The sequence below is a fragment of the Desulfovibrio piger genome (genome assembly GCF_012843875.1).
Classification (GTDB): domain Bacteria; phylum Desulfobacterota; class Desulfovibrionia; order Desulfovibrionales; family Desulfovibrionaceae; genus Desulfovibrio.
Genome location: NZ_JABAFY010000015.1, coordinates 19,014 through 38,660, shown reverse-complemented (window position 1 = coordinate 38,660; position 19,647 = coordinate 19,014). Strand labels below are relative to the sequence as shown.

The window sequence follows — 19,647 nt, the reverse complement described above, 5'->3', positions numbered from 1 at the left end:
TTCTTTTTCTGATCAGACATATATACTCCCGGACTGCTTACAGGTGTCTGCACTGGCAGATGCTGTAGCAGCCATTATCGGTGACGATCACATGGTCCAGAAAACGCAGCCCCATGTTGACGGCCAGCTCCCGCACGGTATTGGTGAAGATGAGGTCGGGCTGGGAGGGCCGGGTCTGGCCGCCCGGATGGTTGTGCACCAGGATGATGCCGCTGGCCTTGTAGCGCAGGGCAGGCTCCAGTACATCGCGGGGCAGCAAAGGGACGCTTTCCACATTGCCCTGGCGCAGGCGTTCCCAGGCCACGAGGCGGTTACCCGCATTGACCATGGCCAGCCAGCATTCTTCCTGCTGGCTGCCGGCCAGACGGGCCCGGGCCATCTCGGCCACTGCCTGGGGCGTTGCCACTTCCACCCCCTGCAACAGGGGCGCGGCCGCATGGCGGGCCAGCACTTCGCGCAGCACCTGCCACATGGAGAGCAGGCCGGGGCCGAAACCCGGCACGGCCAGCAGCTGTTCCGGCGGAGCGTCCAGCACGCCGCGGATATTGTGGAAGCGCAGCAGCAGTTCCCGGGCCAGCGGTTTGGTATCCTTGCGCGGCTGCCCGTAGCCCAGCAACAGTTCCAGGATCTCATAATCGGCCACAGCCAGAGGCTCGCGAGCCAGTCGTTGACGCAGGCGGCTGCGGTGGCCGCTATGGGGAGAGGCAGAGGATACAGGCATTGCGGTCATAAGGTAAGATGCTTTTTGGCAAGCGCAAGGGGCAGAAAAGAGATTCATTGAGGGGAGGGGGCCCCTCATCTCTGCTGTCGATGCCCGTAAGGCTCCTTCGTCGCTAACGGGCACGGCCTGCGGCCGCCTTCGGTCGTTGCCGGCGCGAGAGGTGTCCCCCTCCCTTCCCCCAATAAAAGCGACACGGGCCGTGCCCGTTGCGACGGAGAAAGCTGCGGGCGACAGCGGAACAAGGGGGCTTCCCCAAAAAAATCAGTGTACTTGCAAAAATCCCTAGCGCCGGGCAGCGGCGAAGAGGGCCACAAGATCGGTGGCCAGCTTGTCCAGGCTTTGCTCAGGCGTGCAGCGGCCGCTCTTGATGGCCAGCTCGGCGTCCATGATCATGCCCAGGCAGCGGGCCAGGGCGGCGGGGCCCAGACGGCGTGCCAGCTGTTGCTTGGCGTTGGCTTCGGAGGGATGGAAGCGGACCTTCTCGCCCGCGCAGGCCTGCCAGAGCTGGCGGAACTCGCGGGCCAGCAGGGAGAGCAGGGGGAAGAGCAGGCCTTCCACGTCCTTGCGGCCCCGGGCCAGCTCTTTCCAGACAGCGGCCAGGTTGCCGGCTTCCATATGGCGGATGCAGGCGAAGATATTGCATTCCGGGGCCCAGGAGCTGGTGGCCAGCATGTCCGTGGTGACGGACCAGGGCATGGCCTGCCCGTCATCCGCCGGGCGCAGGAGCAGGAGTTTTTCCAGTTCGTTCTCCACGGCCTGGGCATCGGGGGGCACGGAGGTGCAGAACTGTTCGAAGGCGTCGGCCTCGAAGGGGATGCCCAGGGCCTGGGCGCGGTCGCGGACATATTTCTTGATGCTGCGCTCGCTCAGGCCTTCGCTGCGCCAGATCCAGCCCTGCTGGTCGGCAAAGCCCAGGCAGCGCAGCTTGGCGATGTGGGCCGGGATCTTGGGCTGGCCTTTTTCCCAGGCTACTTCCAGGCAGAAGAAAGGCCAGCACTGTTCCGAGGGCCGGGCCAGAGCGGCGGAGATCTTTTTCCAGACCGCGGCGGGCCAGAGATGGGCCTGACGCACCACCAGCAGGCGCGGCGTACCGAACAGCCCCTGGAGGGTGAGCTGTTCCCAGAAGCGCGGCGAAGGCTCCTCGTCCCCCCAGTGGACGTGCCGTTCCCAGCGGCCGCTGTCGCCCTGGGCGCTCACAAGGGCTTCCAGACGGGCCTGCAAAAGGCGGCTGTCCGGGCAGACGAGAAAGGAAAAACCGGGTCTGGGCATGGTACGTCCTGGGTTCGGGATGGAAAACGACGTTGCGGGGAAAAAAGGCGGACGGCATGTCCGGGCCTTCTTCCCCCGCAACGGTTCAGTTCGGTATTGCGGAGCGGGGCTCCCTGCGGGCTAGTTGGCCACCACGTTGACCAGCTTGCCGGGCACCACCACGACCTTGCGGATGGTCAGGCCGCTGGTGTGACGCTGCACGGCGGCGTCGGCCAGGGCCACTTCTTCCATCCGGGCCTTGTCGGCACCGGCGGGCACTTCGATGGTACCGCGCAGCTTGCCGTTGACCTGCAGGGCGATGGTGACGGTATCCTGCACCAGGGCGCTTTCCTCGCACACGGGCCAGGCTTCTTCCTGCAGGGAAGAGGTGTGGCCCATGCGCTGCCACAGTTCCTCGCACAGGTGCGGGGTGATGGGCGAGAGCAGGGTCAGCACCGTGGCCATGGCCGAAGAGAAGACGCGGTTCTCGGCGTCGCTCTTGCCCAGCTTTTCACGGGACAGGTACATGGCGTTGACCAGTTCCATGACCGCGGAGATGGCGGTGTTGAACTGGAAGCGGTTGCCCATGTCCTCGGTGACCTTCTTGACCGTCAGGTGTTCGCGGCGGCGCAGGTCGCGGGCTTCGGGCGTGGTCACGTCGTCGGCACCGGCGCCGCAGGCCTTGACCGCGGACAGGCGCTCGGCCTCGTCCATGAACAGACGCCAGACGCGGTGCAGGAAGCGCGAGGAGCCTTCGATGCCGCTGTCGGACCAGTCGAAGTCACGCTCCGGCGGCGCGGCGAAGAGGCAGAACAGACGCACGGTGTCCGCGCCGTACTTGGCGATCATGGCCGTGGGGTCCACCACATTGCCCTTGGACTTGGACATCTTGCTGCCGTCCTTGAGCACCATGCCCTGGGTGAGCAGGTTGGTGAAGGGCTCGTCCAGGCCTTCGGGGTAGAAACCCAGGTCGCGCAGGACCTTGGTGAAGAAGCGGGCGTAGAGCAGGTGCAGGATGGCGTGTTCCACACCGCCGATGTACTGGTCCACGGGCAGCCAGTACTTGAGGGCGTCCATATCGAAGGCGCTCTCGGTATTGCGGGCGCCGGTGTAGCGGGCGAAGTACCAGGAGGACTCCACGAAGGTGTCCAGGGTATCGGTCTCGCGACGGGCCTCGCCACCGCAGACGGGGCAGGTGCAGCGCACGAAGGAGTCGGTCTCGGGCAGGGGAGAGCGGCCGTCTTCACGCACATGGGCATCCAGGGGCAGGAGCACGGGCAGGTTCCCTTCCTTCTCGGGCACCACGCCGCACTTGTCGCAGTAGATGACCGGGATGGGGGCGCCCCAGTAACGCTGGCGCGAGATGTTCCAGTCACGCAGGCGGAACTGCGTGGTGGCCTTGCCCTTGCCTTCCTTTTCCAGACGTTCGGCCACGGCCTTCTTGCCGTCGGTGTTGGGCATGCCGTCGAAGTCGCCGGAATTGACCATCACGCCTTCGGTGGTGAAGGCGGCTTCCATGGTGGCGGGGTCGAGGACCTCGCCTTCGGGGCTGATGACCACCTTGACGGGCAGGCCATACTTGCGGGCGAATTCGAAGTCACGCTGGTCGTGGGCGGGCACGCCCATGACGGCGCCGGTACCGTAGTCGGCCAGGACGAAGTTGCCCAGCCACACGGGCACCTGCTGGCCGGTGAAGGGATGGATCACATAGGCGCCGGTGAAGATGCCTTCTTTTTCCAGATTGTCGGACTGGCGCTCCAGACGGTCCATGTTGCGGATGCGGGTCACGAAGGCGCGCACTTCGTCGGCCTTTTCGTAGCCTTCGATGAGCTTTTCCACCAGCGGATGTTCGGGGGCCAGGGTCAGGAAGGTCACGCCGAACACGGTGTCGGGACGGGTGGTGAAGACTTCCAGATGGTCGACGCCGTCCAGGGGAGCGGGCAGGCCGAAGCGCACGGCCGCACCGGTGGACTTGCCGATCCAGTTGCGCTGCATGGAGAGCACGCGGTCGGGCCAGCCGCCTTCCAGCTTCTGCAGGTCCTGCAGCAGTTCGTCACCATAGGCGGTGATGCGCAGGAACCACTGGGTCAGGTCCTTCTGTTCCACATGGCTGTCGCAGCGCCAGCACAGGCCGTCGATGACCTGTTCGTTGGCCAGCACGGTGTGGCAGGAGGGGCACCAGTTCTGGGGCGCCTTCTTGCGGTAGACCAGGCCCTTTTCCAGCAGGCGCAGGAAGAAGCTCTGCTCCCAGCAGTAGTACTCGGGGCGGCAGGTGGCCACTTCGCGGGACCAGTCATAGGAATAGCCCAGACGGCGCAGCTGCGCGCGCATGTTGTCTATGTTGGCATAGGTCCACTTGGCCGGATGGGTGTTGTGCTTGATGGCGGCATTTTCCGCGGGCAGGCCGAAGGCGTCCCAGCCCATGGGATGCAGCACGTTGAAGCCCTGCATGCGCTTGCAGCGGGCCACCACGTCACCGATGGAATAGTTGCGCACATGGCCCATGTGGATGTTGCCCGAGGGGTAGGGGAACATCTCCAGCACGTAATACTTGGGTTTGTCGCTGTGATGGTCGCAGGCAAAGGCATCCTGCTGCTGCCAGCGCTCCTGCCATTTCTGTTCGATGTCCTGCGGGGAATAACGATCTTGCGTCATGACACTTGTCTGCTTTTAGTTGGTGGAATCCTCTCCGGCGGAGAGGGAACCCTTTTCCAGAGCCTTGGCGGCGGCGTCCAGAATACCGTTGACAAAACTGGTGGCGTTGTCTTCGCCGAACTGGCGGGTCAGCTCCAGGGCCTCGTTGATGGCGACCTTGGCGGGGACGTCCTGGCGGTACAGCAGTTCGTACATGGCCAGGCGCAGCAGGGTCAGCTCCACGCGACCCATGCGGTCCACGCGCCAGTTGCGCGAGAAGCGGCTGATGGTCTTGTCCAGCTCATCGCGCCTGCTCCACACGCCCTGCACCAGATCCCAGGCAAAACCGGAAGGCAGCTCGCCTTCTTCGGTCTCCTGATGGTCGGGGGACTGCAGGAAGGCGCGGCGCACGTCTTCCAGCGAGGTGGCGTCGGCGAAGGACAGCCCGTACAGAACCTGAAAAGCCTGGGCGCGTTCGCCCCGGCGGCTGGCGGATTTACCCTTGCTCATGGATTACAGCTGCTCCAGCACGCGGATGGTTTCCAGCATGGCGGCGGCAGCTTCCACGCCCTTGTTGCCGCCCTTGGAACCGGCGCGTTCGATGGCCTGCTCGATGCTGTCGCAGGTCAGCAGGCCGAAGCCGATGGGGGTCTTGTACTGCAGCATCACCTGGGCGATGCCCTTGCTGGCTTCGTTGCACACGTAGTCGAAGTGGGGGGTGGCACCGCGGATCACGGCGCCCAGGGCCACGATGCCGTCATACTTGCCGCTGGCGGCCAGCTTCTGGCAGACCAGGGGCATCTCGAAAGCACCGGGGATGCGCACGATGGTGATGTTCTTGGCATCGAGGCCGTGGCGTTCCAGGTAGTCCAGGGCGCCGCCGGTCAGGCGGTCCACGATGAAGTCGTTGAAACGGGTGGCCAGGATGGCGATCTTGAGGCCTTTGGCATCAAGCATGCCGCTGATGGTAGTGGGATTGCTCATGGTCTGCTCCTAAAGAAAACCGTTTTGCAGTAAAAATTCCTTGTTGATGCCGCTGCTCTTCTGCGGCGTGGCGGGCCCGTCGGCCTGGCACTGCATGATGCGGCGCACGTACTTGCCGATGAGGTCCGTCTCCATGTTCACGCGGCTGCCCGGGCGCCAGTGCAGCATGGTGGTGCGTTTCTGGGTGTCCGGGATGACGTTGACGGTCAGGAAATCCTTGCCGCAGGCATTGATGGTCAGGCTGATGCCGTCCAGCGTAACGGAGCCTTTTTCGATAACTTCCGCCGCAAAGGCCGGCGGGAAGGCCAGCGTGCAGCGCAGGGAAGAACCGGCCTGTTCCACGGAACGCACCGTGGCCACGCAGTCCACATGGCCGCTGACCAGGTGCCCGCCCAGGCGGTCGCCCAGGGCCAGGGCCCGTTCCAGATTGACCAGGTCGCCCTTGCGCAGGTCGCCCAGGGTGGTGCGGGAAAGGCTCTCGCCCGAAGCATAGACAGTGAAGGTGGAACCGCTGTGCCGTTCCACGGACAGGCAGGCGCCGTTATGGGCGATGGACTCCCCGTCCACGATATTTTCCAGAGGGAAGAGGGGGCGCACTTCCATGCGGCACTCCTGGCCGCTGCGGCGCAGGCCCACGATCTCGCCCTGTCCCTGGATGATGCCGGTAAACATGGTCTACTCCTGAGGAATGGCCGGGCGCAGCTGCAGGTGGACGTCGCCGTCGCACAGGGAGGTGCGGCAGACGCGCAGGTCCAGGGCCTCGGCCATGGTGAGGGGGCTGCGGCCGTCGAACAGGGGCGCGGCCTCGTTGTCGCCCAGGATGCGCGGCGCCAGATGCAGCAGGAATTCGTCGGCAAAACCCGCTTCCAGCAGGGAAAGGGCCAGATGCCCGCCGCCTTCGCAAAGCACGTAGGGGCAGTGCAGGTCCTCGTACAGCATGTGGAACATGGCCGGAAAGTCCGGGCAGCCGCGCTGCCCGGGGCCAAGGGCCAGCACGCGCACGCCCATCTGGCGCAGGGCGTGGGCCGCCGTGGAGGCCGCCGCCGCAGGCGAGCAGAGGAAGACCGCCTGGTGGGGACGCTCCTTGAGCAGATGGATGTCGCCCGCGGGATTGGGCAGGCGCGAGGTCAGCACACAGGCCAGCGGCTGCTGTTCCACCGTCTCACCGGGGATGCGGGCCGTGAGGCAGGGGTTGTCGGCCCGGAAGGTGCCGCCGCCCACCAGCACGGCGCCCCCGGCACGGCCGATACCGGCACGCAGGCGATGCACCAGGGCGCGCGAACCTTCGCTGCTGACCCAGCGGGAGTGGCCGGTACGGGTGGCGATGCGCCCGTCCATGGTGGCGGCCATCTTGAGGATCACATAGGGGCGGCCCTGCTGCCAGACCAGGAAGTCGGCCACCTGGTCGCGGCATTCCCGCTCGCAGACCGGGCCGATGACTTCCACACCGGCGGCACGCAGGCGTTCGGCACCGCCGGCCGCCTTGGGGGTGGGGTCGTACAGGCCGATGACCACGCGCTTGATGCCCGCGGCCAGCACGGCTTCGCTGCAGGGCGGGGTCTTGCCGTAATGGTTGCAGGGCTCCAGCGTGACCACCAGGGTGCACTGGGCGGGGTCGATGCCCTGACGCTGCGCGTCGCGCAGGCATTCCACCTCGGCGTGGGGCTGCCCGGCGGCATGGTGCCAGCCGCGCGCCACCACCTGACCGTCGCGCACCAGCACGGCGCCCACCGTGGGATTGGGACAGGCGCTCCAGCGGCCGTTCTCGGCCAGGGCCAGGGCCTCACGCATGAAGGGGGCGAAAATGTTCTCAGACATGCTGCGGTCCTTTGAGCATGTCGGGCGAGAAGGGGATCTGCTCGAAGGTCACACCGGCCTCGCTGAGCATGGCCAGTCCCAGCTCGTCGGGATAATGCTCGCTGTACCAGATATGTTTGATGCCGCAATTGATGAGCATCTTGCTGCACATGGCGCAGGGGAAGGTGGTGCAGTACAGCTCCGCCCCGGCGATGCTCACGCCGTGCACGGCGGCCTGGATGATGACGTTCTGTTCGGCGTGCAGGCCGCGGCAGATCTCGTGGCGCTGCCCGGAAGGGATGCCCATCTTTTCGCGCAGGCAGCCCGTCTCCAGACAATGGCGCACGCCGGAGGGCGCACCGTTGTAACCGGTGGCCAGGATGTGCCTGTCCTTGACGGCGATGGCGCCCACCTTGCGGCGCAGGCAGGTGGAGCGCTCGCGCACCAGATAGGTGATGCTCATGAAATAATCGGGCCAGGGCATTCGTTGCATGACAGTACTCGCAATAAAAAGTTGGACTACCTTACACGCAGCCGGGGCAAAAGCCAAGCCCGCCGGTGGCAGGGACCACGGACGGAAAAGGCCGCCAGAGGCGGCCTTTCCAAAAGGGGGGCTTTCCGCAAGGCACCGTCAGCAGCAGCGACCGGCAGGTCGGGGCCGCCGGCAGGCGCGGCGGAAAAAAAGAGGGAGGGACCCCATCCCGTACGGGACGGGGCCTCCTCCCTCCTGTCGTGCATGGTTACCAGGTGAACAGGGGATAGGCGCGGGCGAATTCCTCCACGCGGCTGCGGATGGCGGCCAGGGAGGCAGGCTCGTTGCGCTTTTCGATGGCTTCCACGATGAAGGCCGCCACCTGGCGCATCTCGTCTTCCTTCATGCCGCGGGTGGTCAGGGCAGCGGTGCCCAGACGCACGCCGGAGGTCACGAAGGGCGAGCGGGTCTCGAAGGGGATGGTGTTCTTGTTGACCGTGATGCCGGCGGCATCGAGGGCATGTTCGGCATCCTTGCCGGTCACGTCCTTGTTGGTCAGGTCCACCAGCATGAGGTGGTTGTCCGTACCGCCGGACACCAGCCGGAAGTCCGCATCGGTCAGGCACTGGGCCAGCACGGCGGCGTTCTTGACGATCTGCTGGCTGTAGGTCTTGAAGCCGGGGCGCAGGGCCTCGCCAAAGGCCACGGCCTTGGCGGCGATGACGTGCATCAGCGGGCCGCCCTGGATGCCGGGGAAGATCTGGCTGTTGAGGCTCTTGCCGCGGGTCTCGTCGGAGAGGATCATGCCGCCGCGGGGACCGCGCAGGGTCTTGTGCGTGGTCGTGGTGGTGATGTGGGCGTACGGGATGGGGCTCTCGTGCAGACCGGCAGCCACCAGGCCCGCGATGTGGGCCATGTCCACCATGAGGACGGCACCCACTTCGTCGGCGATGGCGCGGAAGCGGGCGAAGTCGATCTTGCGGGGATAGGCGCTGGCACCGGCCACGATGGCGGCGGGCTTGTGCTCACGGGCGATACGGGCCACTTCGTCATAGTCGATGCAGCCGGTCTCGCGGTTCACGCCGTAGAAAACGTTGTTGAACAGCTTGCCCGAGAAGTTGACGGGGCTGCCGTGGGTCAGATGGCCGCCGTGGCTCAGATCCATGCCCAGGATGGTGTCGCCGGGCTTGAGGAAGGAAAAGTAGGCGCCCATGTTGGCCTGGGAACCGGAGTGGGGCTGCACGTTGGCGTATTCGCAGCCAAAGAGCTTCTTGGCGCGCTCGATGGCCAGGTTCTCGGCGATGTCCACGTATTCGCAGCCGCCGTAGTAGCGCTTGCCCGGATAGCCTTCGGCGTACTTGTGGGTCATCACGCTGCCCTGGGCCTCACGCACGGCCGGGGAAACAAAGTTTTCCGAAGCGATCAGTTCCAGTTTGGTGACCTGGCGCTGGGATTCCAGGATGATGGCCTGGGCCAGTTCCGGGTCCTGAAGCAAGATTTCATCCATTCTACCGCTCTCCCTTTGGGGCTAGTCGTTCCACTTCTTCAGGATCAGGCTGGCATTGGTGCCGCCGAAACCGAAGGAATTGCACATGGCGTATTCACAGGGGATATGGGCGGAACCGCCGGCCATGTAATCCAGATCGCAGTTGGGATCGGGATTTTCCAGATTGATGGTGCCGGGCAGCCAGCCGGTATGCAGGGCCATGGCGGTGAACACGCTCTCCACACCGCCCGCGGCACCCAGCAGGTGACCGGTCATGGACTTGGTGGCAGAGATCTTGATCTTGGAAGCGTGCTCGCCGAACACCAGTTTGATGCCCTTGGTCTCGGTCTTGTCGTTGAGCTGGGTGGAGGTGGCGTGGGCATTGATGTGCCCGATGGCCTCGGGGGCCAGACCGGCGTCGCGCAGGGCGTTCTGCATGGCGCGGGCCATGCCTTCGCCGGAATCGGCGGGAGCGGTCATGTGGAAAGCGTCGTCGGAGGCGCCGTAGCCCACCACTTCGGCGTAGATCTTGGCGCCGCGGGCCTTGGCGTGTTCCAGTTCTTCCAGCTGCAGCAGGCCGGCGCCTTCACCGATGACGAAGCCGTCGCGGTTGCCGTCGAAGGGACGGGAGGCCTTGGCAGGCTCATCATTGTAATGGCTGGAAAGGGCCTTCAGGGCCGTGAAGCCGGCCACGCCCAGAGGCGTCACCGTGGCTTCCACACCGCCGGTGATGGCCGTGCTGATGCGGCCCAGCAGGATCTCGCTGAAGGCGGTGCCGATGCCGTGGATGGCGGAAGCACAGGCGGTGGTGGTCACGATGTTGGGACCCTTGGCGCCGGTGAAAATGGCGATCTGGCCGGGGCCCATGTTGGAGATGAGCATGGGGATCAGGAAGGGAGAAACCTTGCCGGGACCACCCTGCAGCAGCTTGGCGTGATAGGTCTCGATGGTCTTCAGGCCACCCAGGCCGATGCCCAGGATGACGCCCACGTCGTAGGCGTTGTCGTCATTGATGACCAGGCCGGAGTCTTTGAGGAGCTGCTGGGCGGCCACCACGGCGAACTGGGTGAAGCGGTCCATGCGGCGGGCCTGTTTGGCCGGGATGAAATCTTCGGCAACGAAGTCTTTCACTTCGCCGGCAACGCGCGAGTCATAGTCGGTGGCATCGAAAAGGGTGATGGGGCCGATACCGGATTCGCCGGCAAGCAGGCGCTTCCAGGTAGTTTCAAGGTCATTGCCCAGAGGGGTGATGGCGGAAAGACCAGTGATGACAACGCGCGGACGACTCATGGATACTCCTTGGACAGGCGGGGCTTGTGCCTGGAAAAAATACTCGAGTTGAGGCCGGAAGGGGAAAAACGCACCGGGCAAGCCCGGTGCGTTCCAATTTTCCGGCAGACAGGGAAAAACTTAGCCCTGCTTGCTTTCGATGTAGCTGATGGCGTCCTGCACCTTCAGGATCTTCTGGGCGTCGTCATCGGCGATTTCGATGTCGAATTCTTCTTCCATGGCCATGATCAGTTCGGTCAGGTCCAGGGAGTCAGCGCCCAGGTCTTCCACGAAGGAAGCTTCGGGCTTCACTTCTTCAGCGCTCACACCCAGCTGGTCCACGATGATTTTGGTCACTTTGGCTGCAACTTCAGACATGGTTATCCTCCAACTCGCTTTGTGTTTTCCGGTAGCGGGAGCGGCAGCGTGCGCGGCCGCAGTTTTTAGCAGTACATGCCGCCGTTGACGGCCAGCACCTGGCCGGTGATGTAGGCAGCCTTGTCCGAAGCCAGGAAGGCCACGGCATCGGCGATCTCCTGGGCGGTGCCCATGCGTTTCAGCGGGATGGCGGCTTCATAGGAGGCGCGCACATCGTCGCTCAGGGCGGCGGTCATGTCGGTTTCGATAAATCCGGGGGCCACGGCATTGACCGTGATCTGGCGCGCGGCCAGTTCCTTGGCGCAGGACTTGGTCAGACCCAGCAGGCCGGCCTTGGCGGCGCTGTAGTTGGCCTGTCCGGCGTTGCCCATCTGGCCCACGACGGAAGAGATGTTCACGATGCGGCCGTGACGGGCCTTGGTCATGATCTTGGCGGCTTCGCGGGTGCAGATGAAGGCACCGCGCAGGTTGATGGTGATGACGCGGTCGAAGTCATCGTCCTTCATGCGGACCAGGAAGCCGTCCTTGGTGATGCCGGCATTGTTGACCAGCACGGCCAGATTGACCTTGCCTTTGATATGTTCGGCAAAAAAGGCAGCCACGGCTTCGCCGTCGCCCACGTTGAGGGGCAGGGCCAGGGCACGGCCGCCGGCAGCCTCGATCTCCGCCACGGTCTTGTCGGCTTCTTCGGGACGGCTCACGTAGGTGAGGATGACCTGATAGCCGTCACGGGCCAGGGTCAGGGCAACGGCGCGACCGATGCCGCGGGAACCGCCGGTAACCAGCGCGGTAGGAGTGGTGGAATCAAGATTGCTCATGATGCTGCCTCAATGGATTTTATGATATAGCAGAAAAGGGCCGAGTTCAACGCCGCGGCAGCCTAGAACTGCAGCAGGGCCGCGCCCCAGGTCAGGCCGCTGCCGAAGGCGGTCACCAGCACACGGTCCCCGGCCTTGATGCGGCCCTGGGCCATGGCTTCCACCAGGGCCAGCGGCACGGAGGCGGAAGAGGTGTTGCCGTATTCGGCCACGTTGGTGAACACGTGATCCAGACCGATCTTCAGGCGGCTGCCCACGGCCTCGATGATGCGCATGTTGGCCTGGTGGGGCACGAAAAGATCGACGTCAGCGGCCGTGAGGCCGTTGCGCTCCAGCAGTTCCTGGCAGATGCCGGACATCTGGCGCACGGCATGCTTGTAGACTTCACGGCCCTGCATGGAGATGAAAAAGTCGTCGCCCACGGGATCGCCGGGCTTGTACTGGCAGCTGGTGCCGCCGCCCACGATGATGAGGTCGTGCAGGCTGCCGTCGCTCTTGCAGATGCTGTCCTGCACGCGGGCCAGGGCGTTCTCGGGATCGCTGTTCAGGATGCAGGCGCCGGCGCCGTCGCCGAAGAGCACGCAGGTGCTGCGGTCGCTCCAGTTGACGCGGCGGGTAAGGGCCTCGGTGCAGACGAAAAGGATCTGGGAAGCCGGATCCTGGCAGAGCAGGGCGTCCGCCAGATGCAGGCCGTACAGGAAGCCGGAGCAGGCGGAGCCGAAGTCGAAGGACATGGCCGGGCCGGCACCGATGTTGCCGCCGATGATGCAGGAAAGCGAGGGGCTGAGATGGTCCGGCGTACAGGTGGCCGTGAGGATGTGGGTCAGCTTGGCAGCATCGAGACCGGCATCTTCCAGAGCCTTGCGGGCGGCATGGGTCCCGAGGTCGGAGGCATTCTCTTCCTGGGGCAGGCGGTGACGACGCTTGATGCCGGTACGGGTGGTGATCCACTCGTCGTTGGTCTCCACCAGTTTGCTCAGGTCATCGTTGGTCAGGACCTCGGCGGGAACGTAGCTGCTGAGGGCGTGCAGATAGCAGTTTGGCTTCATAGAGATACCCGTGGCTTAAATGGCGCGTGAGAAGCGGGTGAGTTCCTCGTTGGCCAGGATGGTTTCGGCAAGACGGTCGTTGGTGCCCTTGCGTACGAAGGTGCCGGCCATCTTGATGGCGTTCTGCATGGCGCGGGCGCTGGAACGGCCGTGGCAGACGATGGCCAGGCCCTGCAGGCCCAGAAGGGGGGCGCCGCCGTATTCGGCGTAGTCGATGGTGGTGGCGAACTTTTTGAAGGCGCCCTTGGCCAGCATGCCGCCCAGGGCGGGCAGGAAACCGGAGGTGAACAGGCGCTTGAGCATGCGGACCAGGGCCGAGGCCAGGCCTTCGCTCATCTTGACCACCACGTTACCCACAAAACCGTCGCAGACCACGACATCGATATCGCCCGTAAAGATGTCGCGGCCTTCGGCATTGCCCACGAAGTTGAGATTCTGGGCGAGTTTGAGCAGTTCGTAGGCTTCCTTGACCTGGCTGTTGCCCTTGCCTTCCTCTTCGCCGATGCTCAGCAGGCTGACACGCGGGGCCGCATAGCCCAGCAGGTCACGCGCGAAGGCGTCGCCCATGAGGCCGAACTGGAAAAGATGATAGGGCCGGCAGTCCACGTTGGCGCCGGCGTCCAGCACGACCACGGGATTCTTTTCCGTGGGCAGCAGGGCAGCCAGCGCCGGGCGTTCGACGCCCGGCAGCCGACCCATGATGAACATGCCGCACGCGACCGTGGCGCCGGAATGACCGGCGCTGACCACGGCATCGGCCTTGCCGTCCTTGACGAGACGGCAGGCCACCTGGATAGAAGCGTTTTTCTTGCGGCGAAGGATGTCCGAAGGCTTTTCATTCATGTGCACCACATCATCAGCCTGGACGATGTCGAAATGCACGTTGGCAAGGTCGAGCTTGGCGAGTTCCGCTTCCACCTTGGGGGTATCCCCCACAAGGAGGACGTGCAAGTCATGAAGCCTGGCGGCGTCGATGGCACCAGGAACAACCACGGAGGGGCCAAAGTCCCCTCCCATGGCATCAACGGCTATGATGGGGCGCGCGTTCATTACTCAGCTTCGGTCTTGGCGATCACCTGACGGCCCTTGTAAGCGCCGCAGTTGGGGCACACGCTATGGGGCACGGTGGGCTCGCCGCAGGAGCAGTAGATGACGGTGGGGGTGGCTACGCGGTCGTGGGAACGACGCATGCCCTTGCGGGAACGGGACTTTTTGTTTTGCTGGACAGCCATGATGTTCTCCTTCTCCGAGAGATCGGAAATGATATGCTTTTTGGGCGTGAGTGACCCTATGGGCCAAGCTCAAGAGGCAAGAGCCTAGCAGAAAAAAATTTTGATGTCTAGTTTTTGCGCAATTTCAGCCCGCGCAGGACGGCCATGCGCGGGTCGCCCTCTTCCGGGGCGCACTGGCAGGGGCCGTCATTGAGGTTGGCGCCGCACTGGGGGCACAGGCCTTTGCAGTCAGGGCGGCACAGGGGATTGACCGGCAGGGCCAGGACGAATTCTTCCCAGCAGATGGCGCCCAGATCGAGATACGACACGCCATTCTCCACGACGACGCGACTTTCCAGCAGGTCTTCACCGGTGGTCGCGGCCTCTTCGTCTTCGGGTTCGGCGGCGGTCTCCTCAAAATTTTCGAAATGCGAATCCACGGTCACGGTCACGTCTTCGGCGCAACGGTTGCAGGGCAGCACCACGGTACCGGTGATGCTCCCGCGCACCAGATAGCCGCCTTCCAGGGGCATGATGCCGAGCTCGGCTTTCAGGGGATCGATGATGCGGCAGTCCATCTGGAACTCGGCCAGCGGTCCCTGCCAGATGGCGGGATCGTCCAGCGTCATGTCCTTGCCGGAAGGGGAAATCTCACTGAGCGGGATACGATAGTTCTGCATGGTCACCTCAATGCGGCCTTCTTACTCGGCGCTCAAGCCTGTGTCAAGCCCGGAAGGGGCGGCGTCACAGGCCTTTGCGCGGCTCAGGCCACGCAGGAAAAGATCAGCATCACGGCCAGGGCCACGAAGACCAGACCGGCCACGCGGTGCATGAGCATCTGGCCGCGCGGCGAGCTGTTGAACCAGTGGGCCAGGCGGCCGCCCAGGGCCGAGACGGCCGTGAAGACGAGGAAGGCCGCCAGCATGAAGAGCAGGCCCAGTTCCATGACCTGCAGGGCCACGCTGCCGCGTTCCGGCGCGCAGAACTGCGGCAGGAAGGCCAGGAAGAAGAGCGTCACCTTGGGGTTGGTGATGTTCATGATGACCCCGCGGCGGTACAGGCCCCAGTAGCCCAGGAACCGGCTTTCCTGCAGATGGGCCATGCTGGCCCCGGCCCGGAAGGAGAGCCAGGCCAGGTAGAGCAGGTAGGCCGCCCCGACGACGGTCAGCAGGGTGAAGGCCAGCGGCGAGGTCATGAAGATGCCCGCCACGCCCACGGCTACTATTGTTGTATGGAAGCACAGGCCGGAGATGAGCCCCAGGGTGGTGGCCACACCGGCCCGCATGCCGTAAAGGGCGGACTGGGTGAGGACGAAGATGATGTCCGGTCCCGGGGCAAGGGCCAGCATGAGGGCAGTCACGAAAAACGTCAGGACAGTATCCAGGGGCAGCATTGGGGAAACTCTTTCAGGGCCTGTTCCTTGCGGGAGCGGGGCAGTCGTTTGATATGATATTCCAGGCGCAGGGCCTCCTGCCGGGACGTACAGGCCCGGGAGAGCAGCAGGGCCACGGGCCTGCGCGGGCGCGTATAGCGGGCCCCGCCGGCCAGACGGCCGTTGTGCTGGGCCAGACGCCGGTCAAGGTCGGTGGTCACGCCGCAGTACAGGGTGTCATCGGCGCAGCGCAACAGATAGACATGCCATGTGGCATCACTGGAAGCCACCGGAGAGCCAGCCTACCAGCAAAAAGCTGATGGTCCAGCTGAGGATGCGGCCGGGCCACGGGTTGGGGGGATTGCCCGCCAGCATGGAGCGCATCTCGCGCATGGAGTTGAGGACAGAGCCGATGGCATGGAAGACCATGAAGCCGATACTGGCCAGCAGACCGAACTGGATCCCGGCGATGATGATCAGGGCCAGGGTGATGCCGGGCGCCAGACCGGCCTGCCGGCTGCTGCCCGAGGTCCAGATGGTCTGGAAATGGAGACCGCCGTTCCAGGGGCTGCGGCTGCCGCGGAACTGTTCCTGGCCGTAACCGCCCCGGCAGGAGCGGCCGTAAGGCCCCTGGCCCCTGCCGTCGTCACAGCCGTCGTGGATGATCTCGGCTTCGATGACGCGTTCGTCATCGCGGGACTGACCGCTGTCGCTCCGGGGAGAGGGGTATCTGTTCTGGGGATCGGGATTGAAGGGGGACATGATACTCCTGTATCAGGTAGGAAGGTTATAGCGGGCGGCTATGGCCCGTAGCACGCCCCTGCCCAGGCAGCGGGCGCGTGAGGAAACTTTGTCCAGGGGCACGTGGTCCAGCGGCTCGATGTCGCACACCTTGGCCCCTGCACGCACCGGAAGACCGGAGCGCAACAGGCCGCGCAAACGGCCGGACAGGGGAGCCGGGACGGGAACACCGTCCACCCGGCCCACTTCCTGCCCCTGAAGGACATGGCTGCCCAGAGGCAGGGGGCTTGCGAAGACACCGGCACACGGGGCACGGCCCACGCGCTGTTCGGAGCGGCCATGCTCACAGGGGATGCCGGTATTGGCCAGGGCCTGTCCCTGCCGGAGGCAGCGGCCCATGTCCGGGCCGAAACTTTCGATGACGCAGTGGACGTCCCGTCCGGCTTCGATGCCCGGGCCAAGGGCGATGACCAGATCCGCCATATTCGGGGAAAGACCGCGGGCCTTCTTGATCATGGTGGCGTCCACGAAGACCTGCGGGCAGAGCTCGCGCAGGCTCGCGCCGTCTTCGTCCACCAGCAGGGGCAGGGCCTCTCCGGTCTGCCAGAGGGCACGGCAGGCGGCCGCATCGGGGCACAGACGGGCTTCGAGTCCTTCCACCCGGGCCTTGCCTTCGAAGACCGCCTCGGAAAAGACCACCAGACGGCGGATGGCACGCGGCCGGGCGCACTCCAGCAGCACGAGCCTGTGCAGGCCCGCGTGCCACAGTTCCAGGGCCACACCGGTGCCCATGTCTCCGGCACCCCGGATGACGATAAGGGGACAGAATCCTTTTTGCATCATGACAAAAATGCATCTTGCCGGGCCAGTCGTCAAGGGCCGGGGGACGCGCGGACAGGATGCTTGTGTCCCGCCTCGGGGCGGCGTATGGTGGCCTGCACGCGTGTCCCCGGCCTGATGCCGGAAGAGGAAACGACACGCAAGGAGAGATCATGAACAAGATACTCGCGACAGGCCTGCTGGGCCTTGCCCTGGTGAGCGCCATCCCTGCCGTGGCCGCGGACAGCAAGGCGGACAAGACCTGGCAGGAAGCCTGGACGGCCTACAATATCGGCCAGTACAAAAAAACGCTGCGCCTGCTGCAGCCCCTGGCCTCGGACGGCGATGCCCGCTCGCAGGTGCTGCTGGGCCGCTGCTACGAGAACGGCCTGGGCGTCCCGCAGGATCTGGCAACGGCTTTCAAATGGTATATGCTGGCGGCGGAACAGAACGATGCCGAAGCCCAGACCCTGGTGGCCTATATGCTGCGTTCCGGTGCGGGCGTGCCGCGCGACACCAATGGCTATCTGCAGTGGATGCAGCGTGCGGCCCAGAGCGGTTATGCCGAGGCCCAGTTCAACATGGCGCTGATCTGCGCCGACGGTGAACTGGTGACCAAGGACCCCGAACAGAGCTTCGACTGGGCCAAGCGTGCCGCCGAACAGGGCAATGGCCAGGCCCAGCGATTCCTGGGCGCCTGCTATGAAGTGGGCTTCGGCGTGCCGCAGGATGCCACGGAGTCTGCCCTCTGGTATGCCAAGGCCGCCCAGCAGGGACTGGAACGGGACGGCAGCATCTTCTCGCATATCCGCCAGTATCCCAAGCCGTAGACCGTACTTATCCGTCACTGCGGCACGTCCGGTACCGCATCTGACGGACAGATAAAAAAACAGGGCCAGTCTCCCTTGTGCGGGGGACTGGCCCTGTTGCGCAGGTGGTCCAAAAAAAACGATGGCCGGCAACATATCGTATGGTGCGCCGGAAGGGGGGCCGTCCAAACTGTCCGGCCGTGCCGCGTAGGGCATCTCATGCGCGGCGGCAAGGCGATGCATCTCTTTCCGGGGCGCCCCCATTCTTTGCCTTCATGCCGGACCTTGTCTTTCTCCCGCATCATGCCGGGGGACGGTGAGTCGCGCACAGCCTGCGCGACACGAGGCCTTGCCGGTGATCCGGTCAAAAGTTTTTGGCAGGGATGGGGGAGTTTGAGGGGGAAGGGGAGACCTTTTTTCAAAAAGGGCCCCCTTCCCCCTCATCCTTTTATTCCTGCTCTTCAGCTTCCATATCGGCCAGCAGCTGGCGGATGCCGTCCAGGCGGGCGGCCGCCGTGTCCTTGAGACCGGCATGGAGCTCATTGCCGACGATGCCTTCCAGGGTATCGGCCAGCCAGGGGAAGAGGCTGTCGGCCAGGGCTTCGGCCTGCGTCACCGAAGAAAGGCCGCTCAGGGCCTGACGCTGCATGCGGATGTAGATCTCTTCCGCCGTGGCCAGGTTACGATGACGGGCAGTGAACAGATCGCCCAGGCAGGGCGTGGTGCAATCCTGCGCGGCGGCTTCCAGCGACTGGCGCTGGGCCTGCATGGTCTGGCGGAAACCGTCTTCGGGCAGACCGTCCTTGTCTTTTTTGTTCTGGGCGTAGGTCTGGGCAGCGGCGGCATAGGCCTGGGCGTCACAGACCAGGGGCAGGAGCTCGGCGGCCTGTTCCAGGCTCTCGCGCTGGCGTTCCAGGCTGTGGATGATCTTGCGGGCAAAGGCGGCCATCTTGCAGGCTCCGGGCTGCCCGGCGGCGTGACCGGCCTCGGCGGCTTCGGCCTCCTGCATGGCCAGGTTCAGGTCTTCGGCCACATGCAGGATCTCCAGCCCCAGCATGGCCTGGAGGTTGTTCTCGGCACGGGCCTGTTCCAGCAGCAGGATGTCCAGACGGGTCTCCTGCTCCAGATCGAGATATTCGGGCGACATGCGGCAGACCTGATCCATGACCAGGGCCACGTGTTCTTCCCAGACCTGTTGCAGCACGCTCTGGTCAGGCTCCTTGGCGTGTTTCTGCTGGGCGGGCAGGGCGGCCACGTCGATGCCGTCCAGATTGAAATTCTCCAATCCCTTGGGGCCGTAACAGCGGGCCAGACGGGCGGCCAGGGCCTGATCCAGCGGGTACTGGCTGATGAGGGCGGTGATGGCATTCTCGTCAGCGCCCACGCGTTGGGCCTGGGCGATGTCCTGCAGGACGCTTTCCTTGTACGCGGACAGCTCTTCGGGCTGCTTCATGACGAACTCCTGAAAAGCCGGATGATCCCGGCGTGTGATCTGTTGAAGGTGAGGGCGCGGCGCAGTCCCCTTGTCTCGTGAGGGGGGAGGGTGCCGCAGGCAGCCGTGGCCGCGGGCCTGTCCCGGACTGCCTGCCGGAGCAGGGATACGGGCGGGAGGGCCGGGCCGGACGGCGATGGCACGGGCGCGGGAAGCGCTCCCGGCGCTGCCGTCGGGGCTGCCGTGTTCAAAGGGTAAGCCTCAAATGGCATCTGTGAAGGATGCGGAAGGAAATTTCCGGGATTTTGTGGCCGCAGACAGGGCGCGCAGATACGGGGGATGCCATCCGCCCGGGGAGAAGAGAAGGTACGTCCCTGCACGGCGCGGCCCGGCGGTACCGCAGGGAC

Annotated in this window: 22 protein-coding genes; 1 reads left to right on the top strand and 21 read right to left on the bottom strand. The window is 64.7% G+C overall.

Features of this window, described 5'->3' with window-relative positions; genetic code table 11:
• Positions 1-37: 37 nt before the first annotated feature.
• The 20 genes from HF854_RS05705 to yqeB form a co-directional block, all read right to left on the bottom strand.
• Positions 38-730: a JAB domain-containing protein gene (locus tag HF854_RS05705; RefSeq protein ID WP_168935428.1), complete on the bottom strand. Its 693-nt coding sequence runs from the start codon at positions 728-730 to the stop codon at positions 38-40.
• Positions 731-1,003: 273 nt separating this feature from the next.
• Positions 1,004-1,990, bottom strand: a complete 987-nt coding sequence (gene holA, locus HF854_RS05700; protein WP_168935427.1) for a DNA polymerase III subunit delta — start codon at positions 1,988-1,990, stop codon at positions 1,004-1,006.
• A gap of 120 nt (positions 1,991-2,110) precedes the next feature.
• Positions 2,111-4,624 carry a leucine--tRNA ligase gene (gene leuS / locus HF854_RS05695; protein ID WP_168935426.1) on the bottom strand — a complete coding sequence of 838 codons (2,514 nt, stop codon included), beginning with the start codon at positions 4,622-4,624 and terminating at the stop codon, positions 2,111-2,113.
• Between the two features lie 15 nt (positions 4,625-4,639).
• The gene (gene nusB, locus HF854_RS05690) at positions 4,640-5,113 is read right to left on the bottom strand and encodes a transcription antitermination factor NusB (RefSeq protein ID WP_168935425.1); all 474 of its coding nucleotides are present in this window, start codon (positions 5,111-5,113) and stop codon (positions 4,640-4,642) included.
• Positions 5,114-5,116: 3 nt separating this feature from the next.
• Positions 5,117-5,587, bottom strand: coding sequence for a 6,7-dimethyl-8-ribityllumazine synthase (gene ribH / locus HF854_RS05685; protein WP_006003824.1), 471 nt, complete (start codon positions 5,585-5,587; stop codon positions 5,117-5,119).
• Between the two features lie 9 nt (positions 5,588-5,596).
• Positions 5,597-6,259, bottom strand: coding sequence for a riboflavin synthase (locus HF854_RS05680; protein WP_168935424.1), 663 nt, complete (start codon positions 6,257-6,259; stop codon positions 5,597-5,599).
• Positions 6,260-6,262: 3 nt separating this feature from the next.
• Positions 6,263-7,405, bottom strand: a complete 1,143-nt coding sequence (gene ribD / locus HF854_RS05675; RefSeq protein ID WP_168935423.1) for a bifunctional diaminohydroxyphosphoribosylaminopyrimidine deaminase/5-amino-6-(5-phosphoribosylamino)uracil reductase RibD — start codon at positions 7,403-7,405, stop codon at positions 6,263-6,265.
• The gene (locus HF854_RS05670; RefSeq protein WP_168935422.1) at positions 7,398-7,877 is read right to left on the bottom strand and encodes a deoxycytidylate deaminase; all 480 of its coding nucleotides are present in this window, start codon (positions 7,875-7,877) and stop codon (positions 7,398-7,400) included. Before HF854_RS05670 ends, ribD begins: the two co-directional genes overlap by 8 nt.
• Positions 7,878-8,124: 247 nt before the next feature.
• Positions 8,125-9,363, bottom strand: coding sequence for a serine hydroxymethyltransferase (glyA, locus tag HF854_RS05665; protein ID WP_168935421.1), 1,239 nt, complete (start codon positions 9,361-9,363; stop codon positions 8,125-8,127).
• A 21-nt stretch (positions 9,364-9,384) separates the two neighbouring features.
• Positions 9,385-10,632, bottom strand: coding sequence for a beta-ketoacyl-ACP synthase II (fabF, locus tag HF854_RS05660; protein ID WP_168935420.1), 1,248 nt, complete (start codon positions 10,630-10,632; stop codon positions 9,385-9,387).
• Between the two features lie 120 nt (positions 10,633-10,752).
• Entirely contained in the window at positions 10,753-10,989 is a 237-nt protein-coding gene (acpP, locus tag HF854_RS05655; RefSeq protein ID WP_006003837.1) for an acyl carrier protein, read from the bottom strand.
• Positions 10,990-11,054: 65 nt separating this feature from the next.
• Positions 11,055-11,807 carry a 3-oxoacyl-[acyl-carrier-protein] reductase gene (gene fabG / locus HF854_RS05650; protein ID WP_006003839.1) on the bottom strand — a complete coding sequence of 251 codons (753 nt, stop codon included), beginning with the start codon at positions 11,805-11,807 and terminating at the stop codon, positions 11,055-11,057.
• 62 nt (positions 11,808-11,869) lie between these two features.
• Positions 11,870-12,856 carry a beta-ketoacyl-ACP synthase III gene (locus HF854_RS05645; RefSeq protein ID WP_168935419.1) on the bottom strand — a complete coding sequence of 329 codons (987 nt, stop codon included), beginning with the start codon at positions 12,854-12,856 and terminating at the stop codon, positions 11,870-11,872.
• Positions 12,857-12,871: 15 nt separating this feature from the next.
• Positions 12,872-13,906, bottom strand: coding sequence for a phosphate acyltransferase PlsX (gene plsX, locus HF854_RS05640; RefSeq protein ID WP_072334025.1), 1,035 nt, complete (start codon positions 13,904-13,906; stop codon positions 12,872-12,874).
• Entirely contained in the window at positions 13,906-14,088 is a 183-nt protein-coding gene (gene rpmF / locus HF854_RS05635; RefSeq protein WP_006003844.1) for a 50S ribosomal protein L32, read from the bottom strand. Before rpmF ends, plsX begins: the two co-directional genes overlap by 1 nt.
• Before the next feature lie 107 nt (positions 14,089-14,195).
• Entirely contained in the window at positions 14,196-14,747 is a 552-nt protein-coding gene (locus tag HF854_RS05630) for a YceD family protein (RefSeq protein ID WP_168935418.1), read from the bottom strand.
• Between the two features lie 83 nt (positions 14,748-14,830).
• Positions 14,831-15,460 carry a LysE family translocator gene (locus HF854_RS05625; RefSeq protein ID WP_168935417.1) on the bottom strand — a complete coding sequence of 210 codons (630 nt, stop codon included), beginning with the start codon at positions 15,458-15,460 and terminating at the stop codon, positions 14,831-14,833.
• The gene (locus tag HF854_RS05620) at positions 15,436-15,729 is read right to left on the bottom strand and encodes a GIY-YIG nuclease family protein (protein ID WP_168935416.1); all 294 of its coding nucleotides are present in this window, start codon (positions 15,727-15,729) and stop codon (positions 15,436-15,438) included. Before HF854_RS05620 ends, HF854_RS05625 begins: the two co-directional genes overlap by 25 nt.
• Positions 15,716-16,201 (bottom strand): hypothetical protein, encoded by a 486-nt coding sequence (locus HF854_RS05615; RefSeq protein ID WP_168935415.1) that lies wholly within the window; start codon positions 16,199-16,201, stop codon positions 15,716-15,718. The genes HF854_RS05620 and HF854_RS05615 overlap by 14 nt, the downstream gene beginning before the upstream one ends.
• A gap of 12 nt (positions 16,202-16,213) precedes the next feature.
• Positions 16,214-17,023, bottom strand: a complete 810-nt coding sequence (gene yqeB / locus HF854_RS05610; protein WP_168935414.1) for a selenium-dependent molybdenum cofactor biosynthesis protein YqeB — start codon at positions 17,021-17,023, stop codon at positions 16,214-16,216.
• A 149-nt stretch (positions 17,024-17,172) separates the two neighbouring features.
• On the opposite strand from yqeB, the gene HF854_RS05605 reads away from it, so the two are divergent.
• Positions 17,173-17,829, top strand: coding sequence for a tetratricopeptide repeat protein (locus HF854_RS05605; protein WP_168935413.1), 657 nt, complete (start codon positions 17,173-17,175; stop codon positions 17,827-17,829).
• A 427-nt stretch (positions 17,830-18,256) separates the two neighbouring features.
• Here the strand turns inward: HF854_RS05605 and HF854_RS05600 are convergent, their stop codons facing one another.
• Positions 18,257-19,261: a hypothetical protein gene (locus HF854_RS05600; protein WP_168935412.1), complete on the bottom strand. Its 1,005-nt coding sequence runs from the start codon at positions 19,259-19,261 to the stop codon at positions 18,257-18,259.
• Positions 19,262-19,647 lie beyond the last annotated feature (386 nt).

Excerpts from the sequence above, each read along its gene's own strand:
- ribH (WP_006003824.1), bottom strand. The coding sequence starts at position 5,587 with ATGAGCAATCCCACTACCATCAGCGGCATGCTTGATGCCAAAGGCCTC.
- HF854_RS05600 (WP_168935412.1), bottom strand. The coding sequence starts at position 19,261 with ATGAAGCAGCCCGAAGAGCTGTCCGCGTACAAGGAAAGCGTCCTGCAG.
- HF854_RS05605 (WP_168935413.1), top strand. The coding sequence starts at position 17,173 with ATGAACAAGATACTCGCGACAGGCCTGCTGGGCCTTGCCCTGGTGAGC.
- HF854_RS05625 (WP_168935417.1), bottom strand. The coding sequence starts at position 15,460 with ATGCTGCCCCTGGATACTGTCCTGACGTTTTTCGTGACTGCCCTCATG.
- glyA (WP_168935421.1), bottom strand. The coding sequence starts at position 9,363 with ATGGATGAAATCTTGCTTCAGGACCCGGAACTGGCCCAGGCCATCATC.
- fabF (WP_168935420.1), bottom strand. The coding sequence starts at position 10,632 with ATGAGTCGTCCGCGCGTTGTCATCACTGGTCTTTCCGCCATCACCCCT.
- leuS (WP_168935426.1), bottom strand. The coding sequence starts at position 4,624 with ATGACGCAAGATCGTTATTCCCCGCAGGACATCGAACAGAAATGGCAG.
- ribD (WP_168935423.1), bottom strand. The coding sequence starts at position 7,405 with ATGTCTGAGAACATTTTCGCCCCCTTCATGCGTGAGGCCCTGGCCCTG.
- HF854_RS05615 (WP_168935415.1), bottom strand. The coding sequence starts at position 16,201 with ATGTCCCCCTTCAATCCCGATCCCCAGAACAGATACCCCTCTCCCCGG.
- acpP (WP_006003837.1), bottom strand. The coding sequence starts at position 10,989 with ATGTCTGAAGTTGCAGCCAAAGTGACCAAAATCATCGTGGACCAGCTG.
- HF854_RS05630 (WP_168935418.1), bottom strand. The coding sequence starts at position 14,747 with ATGCAGAACTATCGTATCCCGCTCAGTGAGATTTCCCCTTCCGGCAAG.
- HF854_RS05680 (WP_168935424.1), bottom strand. The coding sequence starts at position 6,259 with ATGTTTACCGGCATCATCCAGGGACAGGGCGAGATCGTGGGCCTGCGC.
- HF854_RS05645 (WP_168935419.1), bottom strand. The coding sequence starts at position 12,856 with ATGAAGCCAAACTGCTATCTGCACGCCCTCAGCAGCTACGTTCCCGCC.
- HF854_RS05705 (WP_168935428.1), bottom strand. The coding sequence starts at position 730 with ATGACCGCAATGCCTGTATCCTCTGCCTCTCCCCATAGCGGCCACCGC.
- HF854_RS05670 (WP_168935422.1), bottom strand. The coding sequence starts at position 7,877 with ATGCAACGAATGCCCTGGCCCGATTATTTCATGAGCATCACCTATCTG.
- fabG (WP_006003839.1), bottom strand. The coding sequence starts at position 11,807 with ATGAGCAATCTTGATTCCACCACTCCTACCGCGCTGGTTACCGGCGGT.
- yqeB (WP_168935414.1), bottom strand. The coding sequence starts at position 17,023 with ATGATGCAAAAAGGATTCTGTCCCCTTATCGTCATCCGGGGTGCCGGA.
- rpmF (WP_006003844.1), bottom strand. The coding sequence starts at position 14,088 with ATGGCTGTCCAGCAAAACAAAAAGTCCCGTTCCCGCAAGGGCATGCGT.
- holA (WP_168935427.1), bottom strand. The coding sequence starts at position 1,990 with ATGCCCAGACCCGGTTTTTCCTTTCTCGTCTGCCCGGACAGCCGCCTT.
- nusB (WP_168935425.1), bottom strand. The coding sequence starts at position 5,113 with ATGAGCAAGGGTAAATCCGCCAGCCGCCGGGGCGAACGCGCCCAGGCT.
- plsX (WP_072334025.1), bottom strand. The coding sequence starts at position 13,906 with ATGAACGCGCGCCCCATCATAGCCGTTGATGCCATGGGAGGGGACTTT.